The sequence below is a fragment of the Flavobacterium gelidicaeli genome (assembly GCF_013294005.1).
Classification (GTDB): Bacteria; Bacteroidota; Bacteroidia; order Flavobacteriales; family Flavobacteriaceae; genus Flavobacterium.
Genome location: NZ_JABSNK010000006.1, coordinates 29,165 through 53,923, shown reverse-complemented (window position 1 = coordinate 53,923; position 24,759 = coordinate 29,165). Strand labels below are relative to the sequence as shown.

The following is a 24,759-nucleotide window of genomic DNA, read 5'->3' as shown; positions in this document are numbered from 1 at the left end:
TTCAAAGTAAAAAGTTAAAAAAAGGGTTATTTTGATTTTATTAATTTTTCAAGAAAGTTTAAATGCTCTTTAAAAGCAATGCGCCCAATATTGGTTACTCTGTATGAAGTTCTCGGTTTTTTACCTACAAACTCTTTTTTTACTTCTATGTAATTCATTTTCTCTAATCCAGCAGAATGGCTGGCTAGGTTTCCATCAGTTACTTCAAGTAAGGCTTTCATTTCGCTAAAGTCTACCCAATCATTCACCAGTAAGATAGACATAATGCCCAATCTTACTCTGCTTTCAAAATCCTTATTTAGTTTGCCTATAATACTCATGGTTATTTGTATTTTTTATACAGAATAATTCCATAAAGTAGGTGTAATATCCCGAAACCAGCAATCCAAAATAAAAGTCCTTTTCCTAGAAAAAATAACGATACGCAGCCTAAAAGTAGCTCAAGGTATCCAAGGTATTTCACATCAGAAAAAGTATATTTCTCAGCATTGATTAACGCCAAACCATAAAAGAGTAACATTGTGGGCGCTATATAAACAAACAAATCGTGTAATAATAGTGATAAGCAAAATAAACCACCTACAAACAAAGGAATCGCTAGATTTACTAATAATTTCTTAGTAGTTGATGTCCATATAGGGAGCTTATTTTTTTTACTTTTTTGTAAAGTGAAAAATATCCCAAAAGTCAAAGCAAAAAACAAAACAATCAGTGCCACAATAAAGAACTCATTGACCAAGGCACGATCATAATACTTATTTTCATTATTTAGATAATCAACTCCTATGTTTTTTAATCTAAAGTACACATAGCAACCACCAATTAAGGCAGATAGTCCTGCAAATACGCCAGACAATCCACTTAAGGATATAAAACGGGAAGAGCGTTCCATCATAGAACGAATGTGCATTAAATCTTCTTGGTGTTTTTGACTCATAATTAAAGTACTTTGAATTGCAAAGTTATAATTTATTTCAAATAATAAAAGAAAAAGTGTTTAAATTTTCTTGTTGTGATAAATGATATTTTAAATTAAAATAATTTAAAAATTAAAACACTATTTATTAAGTAGTTACGATTTATTGATTTTAAAGTAACGTAATTTACATTTGTATTTTTTGATATTGTATGGCATAAAAGTGATTAAAAGGAATTCCTATAATTTGGTTTGAGACAAATATACTAGGCACGCATAGTAAATTTGTATATATTTGTTAGATTAAAAAATCCCAAAAATGATAAAACCTACGCTTACATCACTATTGCAAATTAATCGTCCGTTAATTATGGCGCCTATGTTTCTTGTTTCGAATACTAAAATGGTAATCGAAGGAATGAAAGCGGGTGTTGCTGGATGCATTCCAGCATTGAATTACCGTACGCTAGAAGAGTTGCGTGCTTCAATTCAAGAATTGAAAGCGGCTAAAGTTCCTGGTGGAAGTTTTGGTTATAATTTAATTGTGAATAAATCGAATATCAAATATAAAGACCAACTAGCGGTTTTATGTGAGGAAAAAGTAGACTTTATAATTACCTCTTTAGGCTCGCCTGAAGAAACGATTAATGCAGCTCATAAAGTTGGAATTAAAGTTTTTTGTGACGTAACTGATTTGGCTTTCGCCAAAAAAGTAGAGAGTCTTGGAGGAGATGCTTTAATAGCAGTAAACAATCAAGCAGGAGGGCACCGCGGAAATCTTTCGCCAGAGAAATTAATCAAAGAATTAAACGAAAATACTATGTTACCTGTAATTTCAGCAGGTGGTGTGAGTACTAAGAAAGAATTGGATTTAATGATGTCGTATGGTGCAGTAGGGGTATCAGTTGGTAGTCCGTTTATTGCGACAATAGAGTCGGGAGTTTCAGAAGAATACAAACAAGCTTGTGTAGATTATAGTGCAAAAGACATTGTATTGACTGAGAAAATTTCAGGAACGCCTTGTACCGTAATTAACACGCCTTATGTTCAAAAAGTAGGTACCCGACAATCTTGGATAGAAAGAACCTTAAACAAGAATAAAACCTTAAAAAAATGGGTTAAAATGATCCGTTATATGATAGGTTCTAATGCAGTGACAAAAGCGGCAACTGAGGTTACGTATAAAACGGTTTGGGTTGCTGGTCCTACAATTGAAAACACGACTGAAATAAGTACTGTTTCTAAAATTGTTGACCGAATTTGTTCTTAATATTACAATGTTTGTTTTGACAAATATCCTATAAAAAAAAGCTATTATATCCGGTTGTGATATAATAGCTTTTTTATTTTTATGAGTGATTTATACACTTTTATGGGTGAGGGATAGTAGCGAAAAGCCCACAGCCTGACGCAGGAAGAGCGCAGACTTGTAGCGGATAGCGCGACCTGACTTTTTTAGGAAGGGCACCTCCAAGCTAATCTTATTTTACTATTTCTCGAAATCCACAGAAAGGGAGTTTACACAAAAACGTTGTCCTGTTTGTGTGGGGCCATCATTGAAAACGTGTCCTAAATGACTTCCACAATTTGCACAAACAATTTCGGTACGAATCATGCCGTGTGATTTATCAAGTACATTTTTTACTTTTCCGGGAATGGCATCGTCAAAAGAGGGCCAACCGCAGTGAGCATCAAACTTAGAGTCACTTGCAAAAAGCGGTTCCTTGCAAGCACCGCAGCAATAAGTCCCTTTTTCGTAATTTAGATTATATGCTCCAGTGTGTGCTCTTTCAGTTCCTTTTTGGCGTAGAATTTGGTATCTTTCTTCACCTAATTCTTCTTTCCATTGTTCTTCAGTTTTATTTAAAGGATATTCCATTTTGTGATTTTTTATAGATGAGTACGTGTAAAGTTAACGACTTTTTCGATAACTTGGGTGTCGCCTAATATTTTTCGGTGTCCTAGATTTTCAGTTAGCATTAGTTCGCCGTTAGCTAAATGCTTGTATATATTAAGACCTGCAGATACAGGAACTTCATAGTCTTGATTGTCATGAATTACTAAAACGGGAATTGTGAGGCTCTGAGCTGCTTTGAAAACAGAATAGTCACTCATTTTTCCGCCGTATTTTTTTTCGAAAAACTCTCTAAGTAATACTGCATATTTTGCTGGTAATTTTAATTTAGATATAAAATCATCAATAATATCCTGAACTACATCGCCACTACCTATAATCGTAGCGTTTTTTACTTTAAGCCCTTCTTTAATGGCATTAATTACTGACATGCCACCAAGTGAGTGTCCAATGGCAGCTTCAAACGGACCATATAGTTTGTCTATTTCATGAATTGTGGCAATAAAATCGACCATGATGCTATTGTTTCCAGGAGATTTACCGTGTCCAGGCGCGTCAAAGCTTATTATTGAAAAGCCTGCTTTTATAAATTCGTCTGCAATTTTTACTAATTGCGTCCCGCGACCAGACCATCCATGAACGAGTAAAACTTTTTTGTCACTAATACCATATTCATAGACTACAACTTCCTTTTTTATTTCAGGGATAAGAATTTTTTTTTGAATACTATTAGCAATCATTTCAAATTCTCGCTTAGGAGTTTTGTGTTTTATAGGCGTTGTAAATAATTTAGAAGCAAAAAGTGTGGTTAATTTTGGAGAAATATATGAGATTAGTTTGCTTGTTCCCGTAATTATGGCGGGAATTTTTGTGGATTGTGTAGTATTAGGTTTCTTTTTTGACATATCAATAAATTTTTAAGAGCTCTTTTATTTTATTTATTTTTCACTAATTTTAGAAAAAGATAAATGTACTGTATTTTATAAATAATTACTGCCTTTATTATGACTTACATGACGGTTGTTGTGTTAGAAATAAGGCTATCTTTTAAAAACCAGATAATTAACAGCATTTCAAAATTAACGAATGGAAATATTTCACATTAGTGCAGAATGTTACCCAGTTGCAAAAGTAGGAGGTTTAGCTGACGTAGTAGGTGCATTACCTAAGTATCAAAAAGCAGCCAACCAAGATGTAAAAGTTATAATACCGTGTTATGACACCAAGTTTAAAAAAGAGAATGTTTTTGAGAGCGTTTATTCAGGTAGTGTTAAGCTAGGTAAGTTTGATTTTTGTTTTAACATACTTAAAGAAGCCACAGATATATTGGGTTTTGAATTGTACCTCGTTGACATACCAGAATTATTTGACCGACCTAATGTATATAGTTACGAAGATGACATAGAGCGTTTTGTGTCCTTTCAAATTGCAACGTTAGACTGGATTGTTTCTCGAGAGTGTATGCCGGATATTATAAATTGTCACGATCATCATACAGGATTGATTCCGTTTATGATGTTGTATAGCTATAAATACGAGAAATTAAGAAGAGTCCCTTCTATTATTACCATACATAATGGTTTGTATCAAGGACAATTTGGTTTTGATAAACTAAATTACTTAGCTGAATTTAATTTAGAGCATGCTAATTTATTAGAATGGGGCAATTGTATTAACTCTCTTGCTGTAGGGGTAAAGTGTGCTTGGCAGGTAACGACTGTTTCTCCTAGTTATCTAGATGAAATTAATGAGTTTGCAAATGGTCTTGAACCGTTATTTAACATGGTGCGTTATAAATCAATAGGCATTTTAAACGGAATAGATACTGACGTTTGGAATCCCGAAACGGATAAAATGCTAGAAAATAATTATGACATTACAGCATTTGAAACAGGAAAGAGCGACAATAAAAAAGTCTTGTGTAAATTATTCAATTTGGATCCAAGCAAACCATTATTTTCATTTATAGGGAGATTACTGGAAGAAAAAGGAGGTGATTTATTGCCACAAGCTGCTGCACTAGCATTATCACAAAATTATAAAGAAATTAATATTCTAATTCTAGGCTCTGGGAATACTGAAATAGAAAAAGACCTCAATAGTTTGCTAATTGATTATAAAGGCAATTACAATACCTACATAGGGTATAATGAAGAGTTAGCCCATTTAATTTACGGTGGTGCTGATTTCTTAATGATGCCGTCACGAGTAGAACCTTGTGGTTTGAACCAAATGTACGCTATGCGCTATGGAACGGTGCCTATTGTTAGGAGAACGGGCGGTTTAAAAGATACCGTAATCGATTTTGGAGATGGAGGAAATGGTATATGTCATGATCAGGCTTCAGTAGGAGACATTTTTTATTCTATTCAAAGAGCAATAAATTTATACCAAGATAAAGATCATTTAAATAAAATAATAAAATTAGGAATGAACACAGACCATTCCTGGGAGCGAGTTTGTCAAGAGTATTTAGAAATGTACAAATTATTAATAGCAAAAGTATGAGAGTCAAAAAGAAAAATGTTGTTTCGATTATTCTAGGTGGAGGTCAAGGTTCAAGATTATATCCCTTAACTGCTACACGGTCAAAACCTGCAGTGCCTATTGCTGGGAAATATAGATTAGTTGATATTCCTATTTCAAATTGTATGAACTCAGACATTAAGAGAATGTTTGTTTTAACCCAATTTAACTCAGCTTCCTTAAATGCGCACATTAAAAACACCTACACTTTTAATGCTTTTAGTCAAGCATTTGTAGATGTTCTAGCTGCGGAGCAAACTCCAGACAATCCTACGTGGTTTCAAGGCACAGCAGATGCTGTAAGACAATGCATGCCGCATTTTTTAAATCATGATTTTGATTACGCTTTAATTTTATCCGGAGATCAGTTGTATCAAATGGATTTTAACGATATGATTGAAGCCCACATAAATTCTGGTGCCGAAATCACTGTGGCTACTTTACCAGTAAATGCTAAAGATGCACCTGATTTTGGAATATTAAAAACAAACCATGAGAACGGTATTGAATCGTTTATAGAAAAACCAGTTAAGGAATTATTAGTTGACTGGGAGTCGGAGGTGAGTGATCAAATGAAAAGCGAGGGTAAATTATACTTGGCTTCTATGGGAATCTATATTTTTAATAGAGAGTTGTTGATTGAGTTAATGGCTGACCCAGACACTAAAGATTTCGGAAAAGAAATTATTCCGCAAGCTGTAGGGAAACGCAAGTTATTAAGTTATCAATATGAGGGTTATTGGACTGATATTGGTAATATAGATTCGTTTTTTGAGGCTAACATTGGTTTAACCGATGACATTCCAAAATTTAACTTATTCGATAATGACAATAAAATATATACGAGACCGCGTTTATTACCACCATCTAAATTTAATAATTCGCTAATTGAAAAATCCTTAATATCTGAAGGGTGTATTATTAGTGCTAAGGAGATAAAGAAGTCGGTTATTGGGATTCGTTCTCGAATAGGAGAAGGAAGTGTAATTCAAAATACTTATGTAATGGGTAATGATTTTTATCAAAGCCTAGAAGATATGGATAAAGATAAAGCCAATAATAAAACATTAATAGGAATAGGAGAAAGGTGTTTTATAAATAATGCTCTTGTAGATAAAAATTGCAGACTAGGGAATGATATTTATATCAATGGTGGACAACATCTTGCAGATTTTAATAATGATTTATATGCTATTAAAGAAGGTATTGTAGTCATTAAAAAAGGTGCAATTATACCAGATAATTATAGAATAGAATAGCAATCAAAAATTATTTTTATACTAATAGTCTAATTTATAGTTAGCATTATACACGCTTATATGAGTAACGTATTATCACATTCTCTTTTTACTGATTTTGATATTGATTTGTTTAAAGCTGGCAAGCATTTTCGTTTATATGAAAAGTTAGGAGCACATTTAATAGAAAAAGAGGGGGTACAAGGCGTTTATTTTGCCGTTTGGGCACCTACTGCAAAGACAGTCTCTGTTGTAGGTGATTTTAATTACTGGACACAAGGAGCGCATTTATTAGAAGTACGCTGGGATTCATCAGGTATTTGGGAAGGTTTTATTCCAAATGTACAACAAGGTGCTATTTATAAATATAAAATTCAATCAACTAATAATGATATTGTAACAGAGAAAGCAGATCCATTTGCTTTTTATTGTGAAAAGCCACCTCATACGGCCTCAGTAGTTTGGGACTTAGACTATAAATGGAAAGATAAGAACTGGATGAATGTGCGTCAAAATCACAATGGATTAGACAAACCCTACTCTGTTTATGAAGTTCATCTTGGTTCATGGAAAAGACATAATAATGGAAAACGTTTTTTGACTTATATAGAATTTGCTGATGATTTAGTGAATTATGTAAAAGAAACAGGTTTTACTCATGTAGAATTTATGCCCGTAATGGAGTATCCTTATGATCCGTCATGGGGCTATCAATTAACAGGGTATTTTGCACCTACTTCACGTTTTGGAAAACCACAAGATTTTATGTTCTTGATTGATAAATTACATCAAGCGGGAATAGCTGTGATTCTTGACTGGGTTCCTTCTCATTTTCCAGATGATGCCCACGGTTTGGGATTTTTTGATGGTTCTAATCTCTATGAACATCCAGATCGAAGAAAAGGCTATCATCCGGACTGGAAAAGTTTAGTGTTTAATTATGGCCGCAATGAAGTGCGTTCTTTTTTAATAAGTAATGCATTATTCTGGTTGCAACATTATCATGTTGATGGATTGCGTGTTGACGCAGTAGCATCAATGTTGTATTTAGATTATTCTCGAAAAGAAGGCGAGTGGGAGCCAAATATATATGGAGGAAATGAAAATTTAGACACAATTAGCTTTCTAAAAGAATTCAATGAGGCAGTTTATGCTAATTATGAGGGAGTTCAAACCATTGCAGAGGAAAGTACTTCTTTTCCTATGGTATCTAAGCCTACTTCAATGGGAGGCTTGGGCTTTGGTATGAAATGGATGATGGGCTGGATGCATGATACGCTTGATTATTTTAAAAAAGAAACCGTTTATAGAAAGTACCATCAAAACGAATTGACTTTCTCAATGACCTACGCTTTTTCTGAGAATTTTATGTTGCCACTATCGCATGATGAAGTAGTGCATGGTAAAAAATCTATTGCTGGAAGAATGCCTGGTGACGAATGGCAAAAATTTGCAAATTTACGTTTGTTATACGGTTATATGTTTACCCATCCTGGAACCAAGCTATTATTCATGGGGTGTGAGTTTGGACAAAGTGATGAGTGGAATTTTGAAGGAAGTTTAGATTGGCATTTATTACAATATCCTTACCATAGTGGCATAAAAAAACTAGTCACTGATTTGAATAGCTTGTATAAAAAGGAAGCCGCTTTGTATGAAAAACAATTTAGTCAAGAAGGTTTTGAATGGATTAATTATTATGATCATCAAAATGCAGTTTTCTCTTTCATCCGCAAAGGAAATAATCCTAAAGACGATCTTATAATAGTCTGCAATTTTACAGAGGTTGTTCGTGATAATTATCGAATAGGAATTCCTAAAAAAGGAGAACTGATATCAATTTTTAACTCTGATGCTAAAATATATGGCGGTAGCGATGTGAAAAATAACGAAAAAGTAACAATTGAGTCCTCTCCATACGATGGTAGAGACTATTCAGCAGCATTATTGTTAGGACCATTAAGTGTTAACGTTTTTAAAATTTCATAATTTAGTTAGCTTAGAATAACGGCTAATTATTGAATGCTTTTTTTCTAATCATAAAATATAAATAATCAATAATTTAGTGCTTCTGGATGCCGTTATTTCATTATAACGTTTTCGTTAATATTGTTTTTATTACCAAGTAGAAATCAAGTTTTTTTGTAATTTTACCTAGGAATAAAGGCTTAAAAATTAATAACATACCTTATGATTACAAATACTGAATTAGAATATAAAGGAGATTTATATCCTTCAAAAATAGTTTCTTTTGAACAAAATGTTGATTCTTTTTACTTTCATACTGACAATAATGTAATATTAAAAGTCACCGTATTAAGAGATAGTTTGATTCGGTTTCGTTTCACTACCAAGGGTTATTTTAGTAATGACTTTTCGTATGCTATTGATCAAAGCCATTCTCACGGGTACAATTTTCTGGAAGTGACGGATGAGGAAACTTTTTATCAAATAAAAACTAGCAAAGTTAAATGTAAAATTCAAAAAGCCGACTTAAGAGTCTCTATCTACGATCTTAATGATTTGGTTTTGCTTGAGGATGAATTGGGGTTTCATTGGGAGGAGAGTTATGAATTTGGTGGCAACATTGTTAAAATGAGTAAAGCTTCAAAGGAGGGAGAGAGCTTTTATGGTTTAGGCGATAAAGCGACTCAAATGAACTTAAAAGGCAAACGAATTGAAAACTTTGCTACAGATCAATATGCTTTTCAAAAAGATCAGGAACCGTTATACAAAGTAGTTCCGTTTTATATTGGACTACAAAATAAACAAGCTTACGGGATTTTCTTTGATAATACCTTCAGAACCTTTTTTGATTTCTGCCAAGAACGTAGAAATGTTACTAGCTTTTGGTCAGAGGGAGGAGAGATGAATTACTACTTTATCTTCGGCCCACAAATGGAGGACGTTGTTACTACTTATACTGATCTTACTGGTAAACCGGAACTACCGCCATTATGGGCTCTAGGGTATCATCAATGTAAATGGAGTTATTATCCGGAGAGTAATGTAAAAGAAATTACAGCCAAATTTAGAGCGTTAAAAATTCCTTGCGATGCTATTTATTTAGATATTGATTACATGGATGGTTTTAGATGTTTTACTTGGAATAAAGACTATTTTCCGGATCCAAAAAGAATGGTGAAAGAACTCGCTGATGATGGGTTTAAAACGGTGGTAATTATTGATCCAGGAATTAAGATTGATAAAGATTATGACGTTTATAATGAGGCATTAAAGAATGATTATTTCTGTAAAAGAGCCGATGGTCCCTATATGAAGGGAAAGGTATGGCCTGGAGAATGTAATTTTCCTGATTACACGAATCCCGAAGTGAGAGAATGGTGGGCCGGATTATTCAAAGAATTAATTGCTGAGGTAGGTGTAAAAGGCGTGTGGAACGATATGAACGAACCCGCAGTTATGGAAGTACCTAATAAAACTTTCCCTATGGACGTGCGCCATGATTACGACGGAAACCCTTGTAGTCATAGAAAAGCCCATAACATCTATGGAATGCAAATGGCTCGTGCAACCTATCACGGAGTTAAGAAATATACCTATCCTAAAAGGCCCTTTATTATTACAAGATCCGCATACTCTGGGACGCAGCGTTACAGTTCTTCATGGACGGGCGACAATGTAGCTACCTGGGAGCATTTATGGATTGCAAATATACAAGTGCAACGCATGTCTATTTCCGGAATGGGTTTCACAGGCTCTGATATTGGTGGTTTTGCTGAACAGCCTTCCGGCGAATTATACGCTAGATGGATTCAGTTAGGGGTTTTTCATCCTTTTTGTAGAACGCACTCATCTGGTGATCATGGGAATCAAGAACCATGGGCATTTGATGTTGAGGTAATTGATATTACTCGTAAGTTTATTAACCTGCGTTACCAATTACTACCCTACTTGTACACGATGTTTTGGCAATATATAGAAGAGGGAGTTCCTATGTTAAAACCCTTAGTATATTATGATCAAGACGACATCCAAACACATTATCGTAATGATGAGTTTATTTTTGGAAACCAAATCCTAGTTTGCCCTATATTAGAACCTAATGCGGTAGGAAGAAGAATGTATTTGCCTCGCGGTGAATGGTACAACTACTGGACAAACAACCTCGTTATTGGAGGAAAAGAGATGTGGGTAGATACTAAATTTGATGAGATTCCGGTGTTTATAAAAGCAGGAGCGGTGATTCCAAAATACCCTGTTCAACAATATGTAGAAGAGTTGGATTTTGATGAATTGACATTAGACGTGTATTACAAAGAAGGAAACGAAAAGTCAGTAGTCTATGAAGATGCACAAGACGGATATGATTATAAAAAAGGTAGGTTTAGCTTTTTGACGTTTCAAGTAACTGGGCGCGATAAAGAGGTTATTATACAATTGCACAAAGAAGGTAAGTTTGAAACGAATTACGATTATTATAAAATTAACCTAATAGGATTGCCTTTTGAAATTAATGATATCCAAATCAATAATGAAAAAGTAGCCTTTGATAAGGAAGCTTTCTTAAAAGATGGTTTTTTAAAAGTAGCTAAGGAATTCCATGTTTTACACATCATGGGAGCTTAAAATAGTTTTAAAATGATACAATTGAGGATGATTTTATAAATGATTACTCAATTATAATTGTATTTTTGTTAAATATTAAAAAAACTATTATGAAAAAGCATACAATATTAGTAGGATTAGGTGTTTTAGCGCTATTGATCTCTTGTGGTACAAATCCATTAACGGGTAAAAAAACTTTAAATCTTGTTTCTAACGATCAATTATTTCCAAGTTCATTTCAACAATACGGTACTTTCTTAAAAGAAAATAAAGTGATAACAGGAACAGCAGATGCTAAAAAAGTAGAGTCTGTAGGGTTAAAAATTAAAGCAGCGGCCGAAAAATATTTAGCTTCTCTAGGTCAAACAGAATATCTAAAAGGATATGAGTGGGAATATAAATTAGTTGAAAGTCCTGATGTAAATGCTTGGTGTATGCCAGGAGGGAAAATTGTAGTCTATTCTGGAATTTTACCTATTACTAAAGATGATGCTGGTTTAGCAACTGTAATGGGACATGAGGTTTCACATGCGTTAGCTAATCACGGTGCTCAACGTATGGGTTATGCTCAACTACAAGAATATATAGGTATGGGAGTTGCTGTTGCTACATCAGGTAAAAGTGAAAGTACACAACAGGCATTTGGTACTGCTTATGGTTTAGGATCACAGTACGGTGTAATGTTACCTTTTAGTAGAAGTAATGAGAGTGAAGCTGATAAAATAGGATTAACATTAATGGCTATTGCAGGATACAACCCAGAGGAAGCAATTGCTTTCTGGACAAGAATGTCAGCTAACTCTAGTGGAGCTGCACAACCTGAATTTATGAGTACGCATCCTTCTGATGCTACAAGAATTGCAAATTTAAAAGCAATGGTTCCAGAAGCTAAAGCGACAGCAGCAAAATTTGGAGTAAAATTCAAATAATAAAATAAATTAAGATTATCTGTAATCTGTAAAGCCAACTCTCACGAGTTGGCTTTTTTTGTTAAAATTTTTATCCTTAATGTTAAAGTAGATTTTATATATTTACTCCATAAAATAAATAAATTCGTATAAAAAAGATTCCTATGAAATCATTACAAAAAGGAGATAAGAAATTAATTAATGCTTGGGCTTTTTACGATTGGGCAAATTCTGTTTATAGTTTGGTTATTGCAACGGCTGTTTTTCCTATTTACTACGAGACAGTTACAAGTGATAACAATGGTAAGGTGCAATTTCTAGGAACCGAATTTAATAATTCATCTCTACTGTCTTACTCATTATCGTTATCGTTTTTAATTGTAGCCTTAATGTCGCCTATATTATCTGGAATAGCAGATTATACGGGTAACAAGAAAAAGTTTTTAAAATTCTTTTGCTACTTAGGTTCACTATCAGTGATGAGCTTGTTTTTATTTACAGGACAAGACACTTTATGGATAGGGATTTTAGGAACCATCTTGGCGAGTATTGGTTTCTGGGGAAGTATCGTTTTTTACAATTCGTATTTGCCTGAAATTGCTTATCCGGAACAACATGATAGAGTTAGTGCTAAAGGGTTTATGTTTGGTTATTTAGGTTCGCTAGTATTACTTACTTTTAGTTTAACAATGGTAATGAAACCAGAATGGTTTGGTATTACAGATGGGTCACTACCTGCTCGTATTTCCTTTCTAGCGGTAGGAATCTGGTGGATTGGTTTTGCACAAGTGACATTCTATTATTTACCTAATAATGTGTTTCATAAAAAACCGGAGAAAGATTATATTTTTAAAGGATTAAGAGAACTTAAAGGAGTTTTAAAGAGTTTGAATGAGTTAAAAGCGCTAAAACAATTTTTAACAGCTTTCTTTCTATATAGTATTGGAGTGCAAACAGTCATTTTGTTAGCGGGCCTTTATGGTAAAAAGGAATTAGGTATAGACACCAGTAAATTAATTATAATCATTTTATTGATTAACCTAGTTGCGATCTTAGGAGCCTATATATTTTCAAGAATATCAGAAAAAATTGGAAATATTAAAACCTTAAAAATAACTATTATTATTTGGGGTGGAATTTGTATAGCCGCTTATTTATTAGATGCTAAAAGTGAATTTATTGACTTACAATTTTATGCGCTTGGAGGAACTATAGGGCTGGTATTAGGAGCAATTCAAACCTTATCACGTTCAACATATTCTAAAATTTTACCCCATACTCAAGATCATGCTACTTATTTTAGTTTCTTTGATGTGACTGAGAAAATTGCCATTGTAGTAGGTACCTTTATTTTTGGATTCGTAGGAGCAATAACCGACTCGATGCGAAATTCTTTTTTCATTCTAGCTGTTTTCTTTCTGCTTGGTTTTATCGTTTTAAGTTTTATGAAAGAAGAAAAAGAATAGTGATGTAATTAAATTGAAAAAGCTGTTTTTAAGAATTCTTAAAAACAGCTTTTTTATGCTTTAACAATGCGTTTATTTTGCAGAAATGCTACCTGATCCACTAACTTTAGTATCTTTTGTTTTAGGATTACCTTTGTAATTGATACTACCAGAACCAGATATTCTTGCAATTAAATTATTAGAACAGAATAGTTGTATGTTTCCTGAACCAGAAATAACAGCATTTGCATTTTCAGCGTTTAACTCATACGTGTTAAGATCTCCTGATCCAGATAGTTTACCGTCATAGTTTGTTGCTTTGCCTTTTAGATTTACATCACCAGAGCCACTAATATTAACCTCTGCATCGTTTACGTCAAGAGTAAGGTTGATATCTCCTGAACCTGATAATTTTACTGAAAATTTAGTTGTTTTTATCGTGCTTTTAGTAGTTATGCTTCCTGATCCTCCGAGAGAAACATCTGATATGCTTTCAAAAGGGACCGTAATGAGTAATTTTTTACTTGTTTTTATGCTTTTATTCTTTTCAGTATAGATAAGTAGAACTCCATTTTCGACTTCTATTTTTACTAAAGGAAGAATATTTTCTTCCCCTACAATAGTAATAGCACCTTCTTTACCTGAAACTAATTCTACATCAAAAAAGCCTCCAACTCTTATTTGATCATAATTAGCTGTACTTCGTTTTTCAGTTATAATTTTACCGTTGCCTTTGATTGTGTTTTTAGAAAACCACTGAGCGTTTGCCATAGTTGTAAAAAGCAATCCGCTTAACAACATTGAATTTAATAGATTTTTCATGATTGTTTTATTGTTTTTTGATTAATGATACATTTCCATAATCAGAAGAAATCTTAATTAAATTACTTCCTTTTTTCTTATAATAACCACTATACTTTTTAGTGTTATTTGTTTCTTCTTTATTTATAAATGTCAAATCTCCTGAGTATTTTAAATTAGCGTAACTCAGAATAACATCAAAATTAAAATCAAAATTTTCATCAAATCCAATAGTTGAGTTGCTATAATTTGAAACAATAGCTACAGCCGAAGCTTTAGCAGTGATGGTATGAATTAAAATATCGCTGTACTTGGTATTTATTTTTAAATTTCCGTTGAGGTTGCCCACCTTTATTTTTAAATAATTACCTAATCCGTCTAAGTTTTTAATATTTTGAAAATTCAAATCCCCATATTTACAGGTATATTTTACCTCGTTTGCGTCTTGAATATCGATATCAGTATAATCTGAGGTTAAATCAAGTTTGTTTATTTGCTGGATATTTAAGTCGGAATATTTTGCTATAATAGTTCCATTATTCAAATAGTTGATACTTGAATTATCGCAATATTCTATTTGGATGTCATTGTTATTACTACTTAATTTGCCCAATGTTAATTTTCCATATTTACAATAAATCATAGTACTCGATAACAAATCAGTACAAATAATACTTCCATATTTATTGTTGAGGTTGACATTATTGCTATTTCTTGGGATTTTTATAATGTAGTTTATTTCAAAATTATTGTTAGACCCATTGTTTCTTGAACTTGAGTTACCAATTATCGTCTTAGCACTCACCAGTCCTTTTAATGCGCTAATATCAACTGTGATGTCATTCAGGCGCTCGTTGATCCATTTCTCGTTGTTACTACTCACTTTGATAGTAATATCTAGGTCAATCTTGTCTTCATCCCAAGGTATCACTGTAATGCTTCCGTAGGAGTTAGTAATGGCTAAACTGGCATCAGTATTAACGAGATAGGTTTTTTTTATGTTTTTCTGTTTGGTATGTGTAAATTTCTCCCCATTCGAAAACATCAAAAAAGGAATTAAAAATAAAATAAAAAGGTATTTACGTTGTTTTTTCATCTTTTAAGCTAATTAATTTCTCATTAGTTTCAATATGTTGCAATACATTTTGCAGAAAAGAAATTCTTATTTGTAAGTTGCTAATCAAAGCATTTATGATCACTTTATTCTCTCCGTTTTTTTGCAATTCAATAATAATTTTATTGTAATCATTGTCTAGCTGCTTCATTTGTTTCAATGCATCCGAAATTATTTTTTCATTTTCAGGTGATTTTTTTTCTTGAATTTTATTTAACTGATTCGCTATTAAAACAGTAAAAATAGAATCGGTTTGCTTTGTTTCTTTAGATGCAAATTCAAAGGTGTTTGACTTTTCTTCTGCTTTATAAAAGGTACAAATTCCCAATAATATTAAAATTGTAGCAGCAACAGTTATCTGGAAAAAGTATTTCTGTATAGGATTTTGCTTTTTTAATTTTTTTAAAAATCGCTGTTCGTGGTTCAATTCTAAATGTTCGGTATCCCACTGGTATCTGTGTTCATCAAACATTTGATCTAATTTTTCATTTTCATTTCTCATAATTTCATCAATTTGGATCGTAAATTCTCTTTTGCTCTACACAATGTGGTTCGGCAATTAGCGTAACTAATATTCAGTATTTCGCTAATTTCTTCTTGGTCGTAGCCTTCAATATAAAATAAAGTAAGCACCATACTATAACTCTCTTTCATGGTTTGTAATGTTGCCAAGATTTGTTGCACTTTTAACTCATTAAAACTAGCGCTATCGATAAAGTCATTATCGTTTTCGACTAGTGTTACTGCAAGATTATCAAAATCTTCTTTGTAATATTTATTCTGTTGTTTGTAGAAATCAATACTGCAGTTAACAATAATTCTTTTTAGCCATGCACCAAAAGCGACTTCATTTTTATAAGAATCAATTTTGATGAAAGCCTTTAAAAAACCCTCTTGCATAATATCTTCGGCAAAATGGTAGTCTTTTACAATACGAAAAGCCACATTATACATCGCTTTGCTGTAGCGATTATAAATTTCAAATTGTGCTTTTTGATCGTTTTTTTTACAAAGCGCAATTAGTTCGTCAATATGTTTGCTGGCTAATTTCAAATAGTTAGTTAAGGTTTTATAAAGAGACTGATTATTTTTAGAACTGTTACACTTTTGTAAATAATAATTTAATTAATATTTCAAAATGGTCTGTTTTTTTTGGTTTAAACCAATGAATTAAAGGTTTAGATATTGATCGTTATTAATACTAATTGCCTTTTGCGTAAAGCGAAATTGTTAAAATGGCATAGTGATTGCCTTTTTATAACATCTAATGAATAATATGGATTTATAGCTATATTTATATAAAGCTTAGCTTATATTTGTTCATTCCATGAAATTTTTAATGACAAAAAGACTTAAATATACTATGTCAAACCATAAAATACTTACTATTGACAATTTGTCACTTCAAGAATTTGATTCTGAAGCCGAATTAATCCCTTTATTAACACCAGAAGACGAAGAGGAAATGATTAACGAGCAATTGCCGGAATCATTACCAATTTTACCGTTGCGAAACATGGTTTTATTTCCAGGAGTTGTAATCCCCATTACAGCGGGTCGTGACAAATCAATAAAATTGATCGACGATGCAAATGCTGCAGGAAAAATAATAGGAGTCGTAGCTCAAAAAAATGAAGAAGATGAAGATCCTACTAAAGACGATATTCATACTATAGGAACCGTTGCTAGAATTTTACGTGTTTTAAAAATGCCTGACGGAAATACTACGGTAATTCTACAAGGAAAAAAACGTTTTGAAATTGATACAGTTGTAGCCGAAGATCCTTATCTAACAGCGACTATTAAAGAGTTTGAAGAAAGTCGTCCAGATCAAACTGATACCGAATTTTTAGCGATTTTAGAATCAGTTAAAGAGTTGGCTATCCAGATCATTAAAGAAAGTCCAAACATTCCTAGTGAAGCTACTTTTGCTATAAAAAATATTGAGAGTCAGTCTTTTTTGATCAATTTTGTTACCTCAAACATGAACTTAACTGTTAAAGAGAAACAAGATTTATTAGCGATTAGTAATTTGAAAGATAGAGCACTAGAGACGCTTCGATATATGAATATTGAATTGCAAAAACTAGAGCTTAAAAATGATATTCAATCTAAGGTTCGTTTTGACTTAGACCAGCAACAGCGCGAATACTTTTTGCATCAGCAAATGAAAACTATCCAGGAAGAACTAGGTGGTGTGTCGCAAGAGGAAGAAATGGATGAGATGCTTCAAAAGTCAAAAACTAAGAAGTGGGATGAAAAAACGCAAAAGCATTTTGATAAAGAATTGTCAAAAATGCGTCGTATGAATCCGCAAGCACCAGACTTTGGTATTCAAAGAAATTATTTAGAGTTGTTTCTAGACTTGCCTTGGGGTGAATATTCTAAAGATAATTTTGATTTAAAAAGAGCACAGAAAATTCTTGATAGAGATCATTTTGGTCTAGAAGAAGTTAAGAAAAGAATGATTGAGCATCTGGCGGTTTTAAAACTGCGTAATGATATGAAATCACCTATAATATGCTTGACAGGACCTCCTGGAGTTGGTAAAACATCAATTGGGCGCTCTGTTGCAGAAGCTTTAGGTAGAGAATATGTACGTATTTCTTTAGGAGGATTACGTGATGAGTCTGAAATTAGAGGACATAGAAAGACCTATATAGGAGCAATGCCAGGAAGGATTATTCAGAGTTTGAAAAAAGCAGGAACATCTAATCCAGTCTTTGTTTTAGACGAAATTGATAAGTTGTCAAACAGCAATCAAGGAGATCCATCATCGGCATTATTAGAAGTTTTAGATCCAGAGCAGAACAATTCTTTTTATGATAATTTCCTAGAAATGGGTTATGATTTATCAAAAGTGATGTTTATTGCTACGTCCAACAATATGAGCACAATACAGCCCGCATTGCGTGACAGAATGGAGATTATAAAAATGACTGGCTATACTATTGAAGAAAAAGTAGAAATTGCCAAGCAACATTTATTTCCAAGACAATTAAAAGAACACGGATTAACAACCAAGGACTTAACCATTGGAAAAAAACAATTAGAAAAAATTGTTGAGGGTTATACGCGTGAATCTGGGGTACGTGGACTAGAGGCTAAAATTGCTCAAGTAATCCGTAATGCAGCAAAATCTGTAGCTATGGAGGAAGAGTACAATAAAAAAGTTACTGACGAAGATATCATAAAAGTTTTAGGTACTCCTAGATTAATTAGAGATAAGTACGAAAGTAATGATGTGGCGGGAGTTGTTACGGGGCTTGCTTGGACTAGTGTAGGAGGTGATATTTTATTTATTGAATCGCTAATTTCACCAGGAAAAGGAACCATGACTATCACTGGAAATTTAGGTACCGTAATGAAAGAATCAGCTACCATTGCTTTAGAATATATTAAAGCAAATGCGGCACATTTAGGTGTTAATCCTGATATAATCTCTAAGTACAACATTCATTTACACGTTCCAGAAGGAGCTACTCCTAAAGATGGCCCAAGTGCTGGTATCGCTATGTTGACTTCATTAGTTTCTTTGTTTACACAAAAGAGAGTGAAGAAAAATATTGCTATGACAGGTGAAATTACACTTAGAGGAAAAGTATTGCCAGTAGGTGGAATCAAAGAGAAAATCTTAGCTGCTAAAAGAGCAAATATTAAAGAAATCATATTATGTCACGAGAATAAAAGTGATATTGATGAGATAAAACCAGACTATGTTGAGGGATTAACTTTTCATTTTGTAAAAGAAATGAGTGAAGTTTTAAAATTTGCCTTAACAGATCAAGATGTTAAAAATGCTAAGAAGTTGTAGTTAGACACTTCTAAAAATGAAATTTTATTCCAAAATCCAAGTTTAAAACACAAACGAGGATTTTGGAATTTTGTTTGTTTGGAATTTTGCGATAGAAAAACAGCTTTTTATAGCATTATAATTTTATCTTCGTTTGCACAAAACAATATTATGAGCGTTTTCAAAAAATGTATTTTGTACTTTTTATTATTTGTATCTGCCTACTCGTATGGCCAGATAGGAGGAAAGAGTACCTACCAATTTTTGAATTTAATTTCCTCCCCTAGGCAAGCTGCTTTAGGAGGTAAAACGATTACAATTTATGACGATGATGTCAATCAAGCCAACTTTAACCCTGCGGTTATCAATGATGAAATGCACAATCATTTGGCTTTGAATTATGGAAGTTATTACGGGGAGGTAACTTATGGAAATGCATCTTACGCTTACACCTATGATAAACATTTAAATACCTTTCATGCAGCTGTAAATTATGTAAATTACGGATCATTTGAAGGATATGATGAAAACGGTCAAGCAACATCTTCATTTACAGGGAGCGAAATAGCTTTATCTGTTGGTTATGCTTACAATATCCCGTTTACTACGATCTATTTAGGAGCTAATGCTAAATTGATATCGTCTACTTTAGAGAGTTATAATTCACAAGGGGGAGCAATTGACCTAGGAGGTATATTCATAGACGAACGGAATGATGTTAATTGGGCTTTAGTGATTAAAAATATAGGGACACAATTCACTGCTTATAATGAATTTAGAGAAAAATTGCCTTTAGAAATAATTGCTGGGGTTTCACAGGAATTAGAGCACGTACCTTTGCGATGGCATTTAACGCTTGAAAATCTACAACAGTGGAATATTGCTTTTGCAAATCCAGAAAGAGCGACAACAGCTATAGATGGTACGGTAACTGAGGAGAAAGTGTCATTTGTAAATAATGCTTTGCGACATGTAATAGTAGGAGTTGAGCTGTTTCCTAAAAAAGCATTTAATTTGCGATTAGGATATAACTTTAGAAGAGGAGAAGAATTAAAAATAGTAGACCAGCGTAACTTTTCAGGAGCTTCGTTAGGTTTTGGATTAAGATTTAACAAATTAAAATTTAACTATTCGTATTCTAGGTATACTTTAGCCGGAAATTCGAGTTTGTTTGGATTAACTATTAATTTTCAATAATAATATTTTGAGTAAAAAAATTACAATTGCAATAGACGGATTTTCATCAACTGGAAAATCGACTTTAGCAAAACAATTGGCTAATAAATTAGGATATGTCTACGTAGATACTGGTGCTATGTACCGTGCGGTTACTTTGTATGCGATGCAAAAGGAGTATATTTCTGCTGAATTTTTTAATAAAGAAGCTTTAATTAAGGCGTTGCCAAAAATAAAATTACAATTTATATTCAATTCTGATTTAGGTTTTGGTGAAATGTTTTTGAATGATAGTAATGTAGAAAAGCAAATTAGAAAAATTGAAGTTTCTGGTTTTGTAAGTAAAGTTGCTGAAATTTCAGAAGTGCGTTCTAAATTAGTAGAACAACAGCAAGAAATGGGGAAAAATAAAGGAATCGTAATGGACGGAAGAGATATTGGGACCGTAGTTTTTCCAGAAGCAGAACTTAAAATATTCATGAATGCAACTGCAAGTACTAGAGCACAAAGACGTTATGATGAGCTGCAAGCTAAAGGTGATCAAGTAACTTATGAAGCGGTGCTAAAAAACGTTGAAGAACGCGATTATATTGATACGCACAGAGCTGATTCTCCTTTAATCGTTGCTGAGGATGCTACAGAAATTGATAATTCAAATTTAAGCAGAGACGAGCAGTTTGATTTAGTGATTGCATTAATAAATGAAGTTACTAAAACGTTATAATTTTTTGTAGATATCATTTTTAATACTAGATTTACGCCTTGTAAATTTTCGAAATAAATACAATTCATCACAATGGGAATTAAATACAGATTGATTTTAATGAGTTTTCTTCAATTTTTTGTTTGGGGAGCTTGGTTGATTACAATTGCAAACTACTGGTTTGGGACAAAAAATTGGGATGGTACGCAATTTGGTTTGGTTTTTAGTACCATGGGAATTGCCTCTTTATTTATGCCAACATTAACCGGTATCATTGCCGATAGATGGGTAAATGCTGAAAAACTATACGGAGTTTTGCACATACTTTATGCAGCAGTGTTGTTTTATTTACCAATGGTAACCGAGCCTACTACTTTTATTTATGTAATTCTAGTAGCAATGTGTTTCTATATGCCTACTATTTCACTAAGTAACTCGATTTCTTATAATGCTTTACTATTAAATAAGAATGACATTGTAAAGGATTTCCCGCCTATTCGTGTTTTCGGTACTATAGGTTTTATTGTTGCCATGTGGATTACAAACCTTACTGGAAATAAATCAACTTCATATCAATTTTATATTGCAGGAATTGCGGCATTGATTTTAGGTATTTATGCTTTTACATTACCTAAAAGCAAACCACAACGTTTGATTAAGGAGAATGCTTCTACAATGGAAATGTTGGGTTTAGAGTCATTTAAGTTATTTGCTAATTATAAAATGGCGCTGTTCTTTGTTTTTTCTATGTTTTTAGGAGGCGCTTTACAGTTGACTAATGCGTATGGCGATGTTTTTTTAGATGAATTTAAACATTTTCCTAGATATGCCGACTCATTTGTAGTGAAGTATTCTACAATTATTATGTCAATTTCTCAGGTTTCAGAAACCTTATTTATATTAGCGATTCCGTTTTTCTTGAAACGATACGGGATTAAGAGAGTAATGTTGATCAGTATGTTGGCTTGGGTATTGCGTTTTGGCTTTTTTGCGTACGGTGATCCAGTAGATGGTTTATGGATGATTATTATGTCTTGTGTTGTTTACGGAATGGCATTTGATTTCTTTAATATCTCAGGTTCATTATTTGTAGAAACGAATACGGATCCTAAAAACCGTTCTTCGGCTCAAGGGATGTTTATGATGATGACTAATGGTTTTGGAGCTATTCTTGGAAGTTTTACTTCGGGTTGGGCAATTGATCATTTTTTTACAAAATCTTTTAATTCGACTGAAACGCTTTCTACTTTTTTAAAAACAGAACCTAATAATCCTTTAATGGGAGATTTTATAAAGGGACAAGGAGTAGAGGTAGCGTCTAATGGGGTTTTTAGTCGTGAGATATTTATGAAAGACTGGCATACAATTTGGCTTTCATTTGCATTGTATGCTTTGATTATTGCAATTGCATTTGCGATATTGTTTAAGCACAAGCATGATCCTAAAATAGTTGAAAAATTAAATCATTAAGATTTATACCTTTATATATAGAAACCCGATGTTGATAGATATCGGGTTTTTTTGTGGCTGAAAATGAAGGGTGTAAGCTGCTTAGCCCCGATGGAGCCGGTATCCTCGTAGTCCCTTTTTTTGGGACGGAGAGATAAAGGGGAGAGCGGGAAACCATGCTGGTAAAAAAAGCCTATTGTTTCGCTTCTGATTTTCAGTAAGTTATCTTTTACTGAATATTTTTGTTGTTTCAAATAAAAGTATTACTTTTGCACACCTTTTGGTGGATAAGAGTTTCCATTAGGTATCAATTAATTATACAAACAACTTCTGTTGTTTTCTACTGCTTTATGAAACTCGAGAGAATGCAGAATACAAATTTTAATCAGCATGTCTGAACAAATCCAATCTCAAGAAGAATTTTTAGCAAACTTTAACTGGCATAACTTTGAAGAAGGTATCGATCCAGTTGATGATCAGCACTTAAAAGAATTCGAAGAATTAGTAACTAAAACTTTTATCGCTACTGACCAAGAAGAAGTAGTTGATGGAACAGTTGTTAGAATTACAGATAGAGACGTTATCGTTGATATCAACGCAAAATCGGAAGGTGTTATTTCATTAAACGAATTCCGTTACAACCCAAATTTAAAAGTAGGTGATACTGTTGAAGTATTAATCGATATCCGTGAAGACAAAACTGGACAACTAGTTTTATCTCACAGAAAAGCACGTACTATCAAATCATGGGATAGAGTTATTGCTGCAAACGAAACAGGAGAAATCGTTAATGGTTTTGTAAAATGCAGAACTAAAGGTGGTATGATCGTTGACGTTTTCGGAATTGAAGCGTTCTTACCAGGATCTCAAATTGATGTTAAACCAATTAGAGATTACGATGTTTACGTAAATAAAACAATGGAATTCAAAGTTGTGAAAATCAACCACGAATTTAAAAACGTTGTTGTATCTCACAAAGCGCTTATTGAAGCGGATATTGAAGTACAGAAAAAAGAAATCATTGGTCAATTACAAAAAGGACAAGTATTAGAAGGTGTTGTTAAAAACATTACTTCTTATGGTGTCTTTATTGACTTAGGTGGAGTTGATGGATTGATTCACATTACTGACCTTTCTTGGTCTAGAATCAACCACCCATCTGAAGTTCTTGAATTAGATCAAAAATTAAATGTTGTAATCCTTGATTTCGATGATGAGAAAACAAGAATTCAATTAGGATTGAAACAATTAAACGCTCACCCATGGGATGCATTAGATGCTAACTTGGCTATTGGAGATAAAGTTAAAGGAAAAGTAGTTGTTATTGCTGATTACGGAGCTTTCATCGAAGTTGCTGAAGGTGTTGAAGGTTTAATCCACGTTTCTGAAATGTCTTGGTCTACTCATTTACGTTCTGCTCAAGATTTCGTAAAAGTAGGTGATGTTGTTGAAGCTGTTATCTTAACATTAGATAGAGATGACCGTAAAATGTCATTAGGTATCAAACAATTATCTCAAGATCCTTGGACTGATATTACTTCTAAATACCCTGTAGGTTCTAAACATTCAGGTATCGTTAGAAATTTTACAAACTTTGGTATCTTCGTAGAACTTGAAGAAGGAATTGATGGATTAATTTACATCTCTGACTTATCTTGGACTAAGAAAATCAAACACCCATCTGAATTCGTTAACGTTGGTGAAAAACTTGACGTTGTTGTATTAGAATTAGATGTTGATGGTCGTAAATTATCTTTAGGTCACAAACAAACTACTCCTAATCCATGGGATCAGTACGAAGATTCATTCGCTGTTGGAACTATCCACAACGGAGAGATCTCTGAGATCGTTGATAAAGGAGCTACTGTAGAATTTGGAGATGATATAGTTGCTTTCATTCCTACTCGTCACCTTGAAAAAGAAGATGGTAAGAAATTGAAAAAAGGTGAATCTGCTGATTTCAAAGTAATCGAATTCAACAAAGAATTTAAAAGAGTTGTTGCATCTCACACTGCTATCTTCCGTGAAGAAGAAGAGAAAAATGTGAAAGCTAACACTGAAAATAATTCTTCAGCTTCAAATTCATCTAATGCACCTGCATCTACTTTAGGAGATAGCAATGATGTATTAGCTGCATTGAAAGCTAAAATGGAAAAATCAGAGAAAAAATAATTCTCAGACAATCTATATGTTTAAAGCCTCACAGTGATGTGAGGCTTTTTTTTATGTTGTAATTTCTGATAAAATGTATATATTTATCACTTAA

The 24,759-nt window shown here is 33.0% G+C and carries 20 protein-coding genes; 12 read left to right on the top strand and 8 right to left on the bottom strand.

Annotated elements, in window-relative coordinates; translation table 11 throughout:
• Positions 1-26: 26 nt before the first annotated feature.
• Together HNP99_RS10650 and HNP99_RS10645 are read right to left on the bottom strand one after the other, a co-directional pair.
• Complete coding sequence (locus tag HNP99_RS10650; RefSeq protein WP_173853366.1) at positions 27-320, bottom strand: winged helix-turn-helix domain-containing protein; 294 nt, start codon at positions 318-320, stop codon at positions 27-29.
• A gap of 2 nt (positions 321-322) precedes the next feature.
• Positions 323-937, bottom strand: a complete 615-nt coding sequence (locus tag HNP99_RS10645; RefSeq protein ID WP_173853365.1) for a hypothetical protein — start codon at positions 935-937, stop codon at positions 323-325.
• 298 nt (positions 938-1,235) lie between these two features.
• Here HNP99_RS10645 and HNP99_RS10640 point away from each other — a divergent pair, with 298 nt between their 5' ends.
• Positions 1,236-2,186 carry an NAD(P)H-dependent flavin oxidoreductase gene (locus HNP99_RS10640; protein ID WP_173853364.1) on the top strand — a complete coding sequence of 317 codons (951 nt, stop codon included), beginning with the start codon at positions 1,236-1,238 and terminating at the stop codon, positions 2,184-2,186.
• A gap of 219 nt (positions 2,187-2,405) precedes the next feature.
• On the opposite strand, the gene msrB is transcribed toward HNP99_RS10640, so the two are convergent.
• Together msrB and HNP99_RS10630 are read right to left on the bottom strand one after the other, a co-directional pair.
• Complete coding sequence (gene msrB / locus HNP99_RS10635; protein ID WP_173853363.1) at positions 2,406-2,795, bottom strand: peptide-methionine (R)-S-oxide reductase MsrB; 390 nt, start codon at positions 2,793-2,795, stop codon at positions 2,406-2,408.
• Between the two features lie 11 nt (positions 2,796-2,806).
• Positions 2,807-3,676, bottom strand: a complete 870-nt coding sequence (locus HNP99_RS10630; protein WP_173853362.1) for an alpha/beta fold hydrolase — start codon at positions 3,674-3,676, stop codon at positions 2,807-2,809.
• A gap of 181 nt (positions 3,677-3,857) precedes the next feature.
• Between HNP99_RS10630 and HNP99_RS10625 the strand changes: the two genes are divergently transcribed.
• From HNP99_RS10625 to HNP99_RS10600, 6 genes are all read left to right on the top strand, one after another.
• Positions 3,858-5,279 carry a glycogen synthase gene (locus HNP99_RS10625; protein ID WP_173853361.1) on the top strand — a complete coding sequence of 474 codons (1,422 nt, stop codon included), beginning with the start codon at positions 3,858-3,860 and terminating at the stop codon, positions 5,277-5,279.
• Positions 5,276-6,556, top strand: a complete 1,281-nt coding sequence (locus tag HNP99_RS10620; RefSeq protein WP_173853360.1) for a glucose-1-phosphate adenylyltransferase — start codon at positions 5,276-5,278, stop codon at positions 6,554-6,556. The genes HNP99_RS10625 and HNP99_RS10620 overlap by 4 nt, the downstream gene beginning before the upstream one ends.
• A gap of 60 nt (positions 6,557-6,616) precedes the next feature.
• The gene (glgB, locus tag HNP99_RS10615; RefSeq protein WP_173853359.1) at positions 6,617-8,524 is read left to right on the top strand and encodes a 1,4-alpha-glucan branching protein GlgB; all 1,908 of its coding nucleotides are present in this window, start codon (positions 6,617-6,619) and stop codon (positions 8,522-8,524) included.
• A gap of 201 nt (positions 8,525-8,725) precedes the next feature.
• Entirely contained in the window at positions 8,726-11,125 is a 2,400-nt protein-coding gene (locus HNP99_RS10610) for a glycoside hydrolase family 31 protein (protein ID WP_173853358.1), read from the top strand.
• Between the two features lie 89 nt (positions 11,126-11,214).
• Complete coding sequence (locus HNP99_RS10605; protein WP_173853357.1) at positions 11,215-12,033, top strand: M48 family metallopeptidase; 819 nt, start codon at positions 11,215-11,217, stop codon at positions 12,031-12,033.
• Positions 12,034-12,176: 143 nt separating this feature from the next.
• Positions 12,177-13,478, top strand: coding sequence for an MFS transporter (locus HNP99_RS10600; RefSeq protein ID WP_173853356.1), 1,302 nt, complete (start codon positions 12,177-12,179; stop codon positions 13,476-13,478).
• Positions 13,479-13,550: 72 nt separating this feature from the next.
• Here the strand turns inward: HNP99_RS10600 and HNP99_RS10595 are convergent, their stop codons facing one another.
• From HNP99_RS10595 to HNP99_RS10580, 4 genes are read right to left on the bottom strand one after another with little or no spacing between them, the layout of a single operon-like run.
• Complete coding sequence (locus HNP99_RS10595) at positions 13,551-14,279, bottom strand: head GIN domain-containing protein (RefSeq protein WP_173853355.1); 729 nt, start codon at positions 14,277-14,279, stop codon at positions 13,551-13,553.
• A gap of 7 nt (positions 14,280-14,286) precedes the next feature.
• The gene (locus HNP99_RS10590) at positions 14,287-15,354 is read right to left on the bottom strand and encodes a hypothetical protein (protein ID WP_173853354.1); all 1,068 of its coding nucleotides are present in this window, start codon (positions 15,352-15,354) and stop codon (positions 14,287-14,289) included.
• A complete protein-coding gene (locus HNP99_RS10585) occupies positions 15,338-15,874 on the bottom strand; it encodes an anti-sigma factor (protein ID WP_173853353.1) in 537 nt (178 codons plus the stop codon). Before HNP99_RS10585 ends, HNP99_RS10590 begins: the two co-directional genes overlap by 17 nt.
• On the bottom strand, positions 15,871-16,425 hold the full coding sequence (locus tag HNP99_RS10580; RefSeq protein WP_173853352.1) for an RNA polymerase sigma factor: 555 nt from the start codon (positions 16,423-16,425) through the stop codon (positions 15,871-15,873). The genes HNP99_RS10585 and HNP99_RS10580 overlap by 4 nt, the downstream gene beginning before the upstream one ends.
• Positions 16,426-16,735: 310 nt before the next feature.
• Here HNP99_RS10580 and lon point away from each other — a divergent pair, with 310 nt between their 5' ends.
• The 5 genes from lon to rpsA all read left to right on the top strand — a co-directional run bounded on the left by lon (position 16,736) and on the right by rpsA (position 24,665).
• The gene (gene lon, locus HNP99_RS10575; RefSeq protein ID WP_173853351.1) at positions 16,736-19,186 is read left to right on the top strand and encodes an endopeptidase La; all 2,451 of its coding nucleotides are present in this window, start codon (positions 16,736-16,738) and stop codon (positions 19,184-19,186) included.
• Between the two features lie 150 nt (positions 19,187-19,336).
• Positions 19,337-20,362 carry a type IX secretion system protein PorQ gene (porQ, locus tag HNP99_RS10570; protein WP_173853350.1) on the top strand — a complete coding sequence of 342 codons (1,026 nt, stop codon included), beginning with the start codon at positions 19,337-19,339 and terminating at the stop codon, positions 20,360-20,362.
• 7 nt (positions 20,363-20,369) lie between these two features.
• Positions 20,370-21,065 carry a (d)CMP kinase gene (gene cmk / locus HNP99_RS10565; RefSeq protein ID WP_173853349.1) on the top strand — a complete coding sequence of 232 codons (696 nt, stop codon included), beginning with the start codon at positions 20,370-20,372 and terminating at the stop codon, positions 21,063-21,065.
• Between the two features lie 72 nt (positions 21,066-21,137).
• Positions 21,138-22,514: a nucleoside permease gene (locus HNP99_RS10560; protein WP_173853348.1), complete on the top strand. Its 1,377-nt coding sequence runs from the start codon at positions 21,138-21,140 to the stop codon at positions 22,512-22,514.
• Positions 22,515-22,883: 369 nt separating this feature from the next.
• Complete coding sequence (rpsA, locus tag HNP99_RS10555; protein WP_173853347.1) at positions 22,884-24,665, top strand: 30S ribosomal protein S1; 1,782 nt, start codon at positions 22,884-22,886, stop codon at positions 24,663-24,665.
• The last annotated feature ends 94 nt before the right edge of the window (positions 24,666-24,759 follow it).

Bases quoted from the DNA above. Each gene is read 5' to 3' on its own strand.
- HNP99_RS10650 (WP_173853366.1), bottom strand. From the start codon at position 320: ATGAGTATTATAGGCAAACTAAATAAGGATTTTGAAAGCAGAGTAAGA.
- HNP99_RS10645 (WP_173853365.1), bottom strand. From the start codon at position 937: ATGAGTCAAAAACACCAAGAAGATTTAATGCACATTCGTTCTATGATG.
- HNP99_RS10640 (WP_173853364.1), top strand. From the start codon at position 1,236: ATGATAAAACCTACGCTTACATCACTATTGCAAATTAATCGTCCGTTA.
- msrB (WP_173853363.1), bottom strand. From the start codon at position 2,795: ATGGAATATCCTTTAAATAAAACTGAAGAACAATGGAAAGAAGAATTA.
- HNP99_RS10630 (WP_173853362.1), bottom strand. From the start codon at position 3,676: ATGTCAAAAAAGAAACCTAATACTACACAATCCACAAAAATTCCCGCC.
- HNP99_RS10625 (WP_173853361.1), top strand. From the start codon at position 3,858: ATGGAAATATTTCACATTAGTGCAGAATGTTACCCAGTTGCAAAAGTA.
- HNP99_RS10620 (WP_173853360.1), top strand. From the start codon at position 5,276: ATGAGAGTCAAAAAGAAAAATGTTGTTTCGATTATTCTAGGTGGAGGT.
- glgB (WP_173853359.1), top strand. From the start codon at position 6,617: ATGAGTAACGTATTATCACATTCTCTTTTTACTGATTTTGATATTGAT.
- HNP99_RS10610 (WP_173853358.1), top strand. From the start codon at position 8,726: ATGATTACAAATACTGAATTAGAATATAAAGGAGATTTATATCCTTCA.
- HNP99_RS10605 (WP_173853357.1), top strand. From the start codon at position 11,215: ATGAAAAAGCATACAATATTAGTAGGATTAGGTGTTTTAGCGCTATTG.
- HNP99_RS10600 (WP_173853356.1), top strand. From the start codon at position 12,177: ATGAAATCATTACAAAAAGGAGATAAGAAATTAATTAATGCTTGGGCT.
- HNP99_RS10595 (WP_173853355.1), bottom strand. From the start codon at position 14,279: ATGAAAAATCTATTAAATTCAATGTTGTTAAGCGGATTGCTTTTTACA.
- HNP99_RS10590 (WP_173853354.1), bottom strand. From the start codon at position 15,354: ATGAAAAAACAACGTAAATACCTTTTTATTTTATTTTTAATTCCTTTT.
- HNP99_RS10585 (WP_173853353.1), bottom strand. From the start codon at position 15,874: ATGAGAAATGAAAATGAAAAATTAGATCAAATGTTTGATGAACACAGA.
- lon (WP_173853351.1), top strand. From the start codon at position 16,736: ATGTCAAACCATAAAATACTTACTATTGACAATTTGTCACTTCAAGAA.
- porQ (WP_173853350.1), top strand. From the start codon at position 19,337: ATGAGCGTTTTCAAAAAATGTATTTTGTACTTTTTATTATTTGTATCT.
- HNP99_RS10560 (WP_173853348.1), top strand. From the start codon at position 21,138: ATGGGAATTAAATACAGATTGATTTTAATGAGTTTTCTTCAATTTTTT.
- rpsA (WP_173853347.1), top strand. From the start codon at position 22,884: ATGTCTGAACAAATCCAATCTCAAGAAGAATTTTTAGCAAACTTTAAC.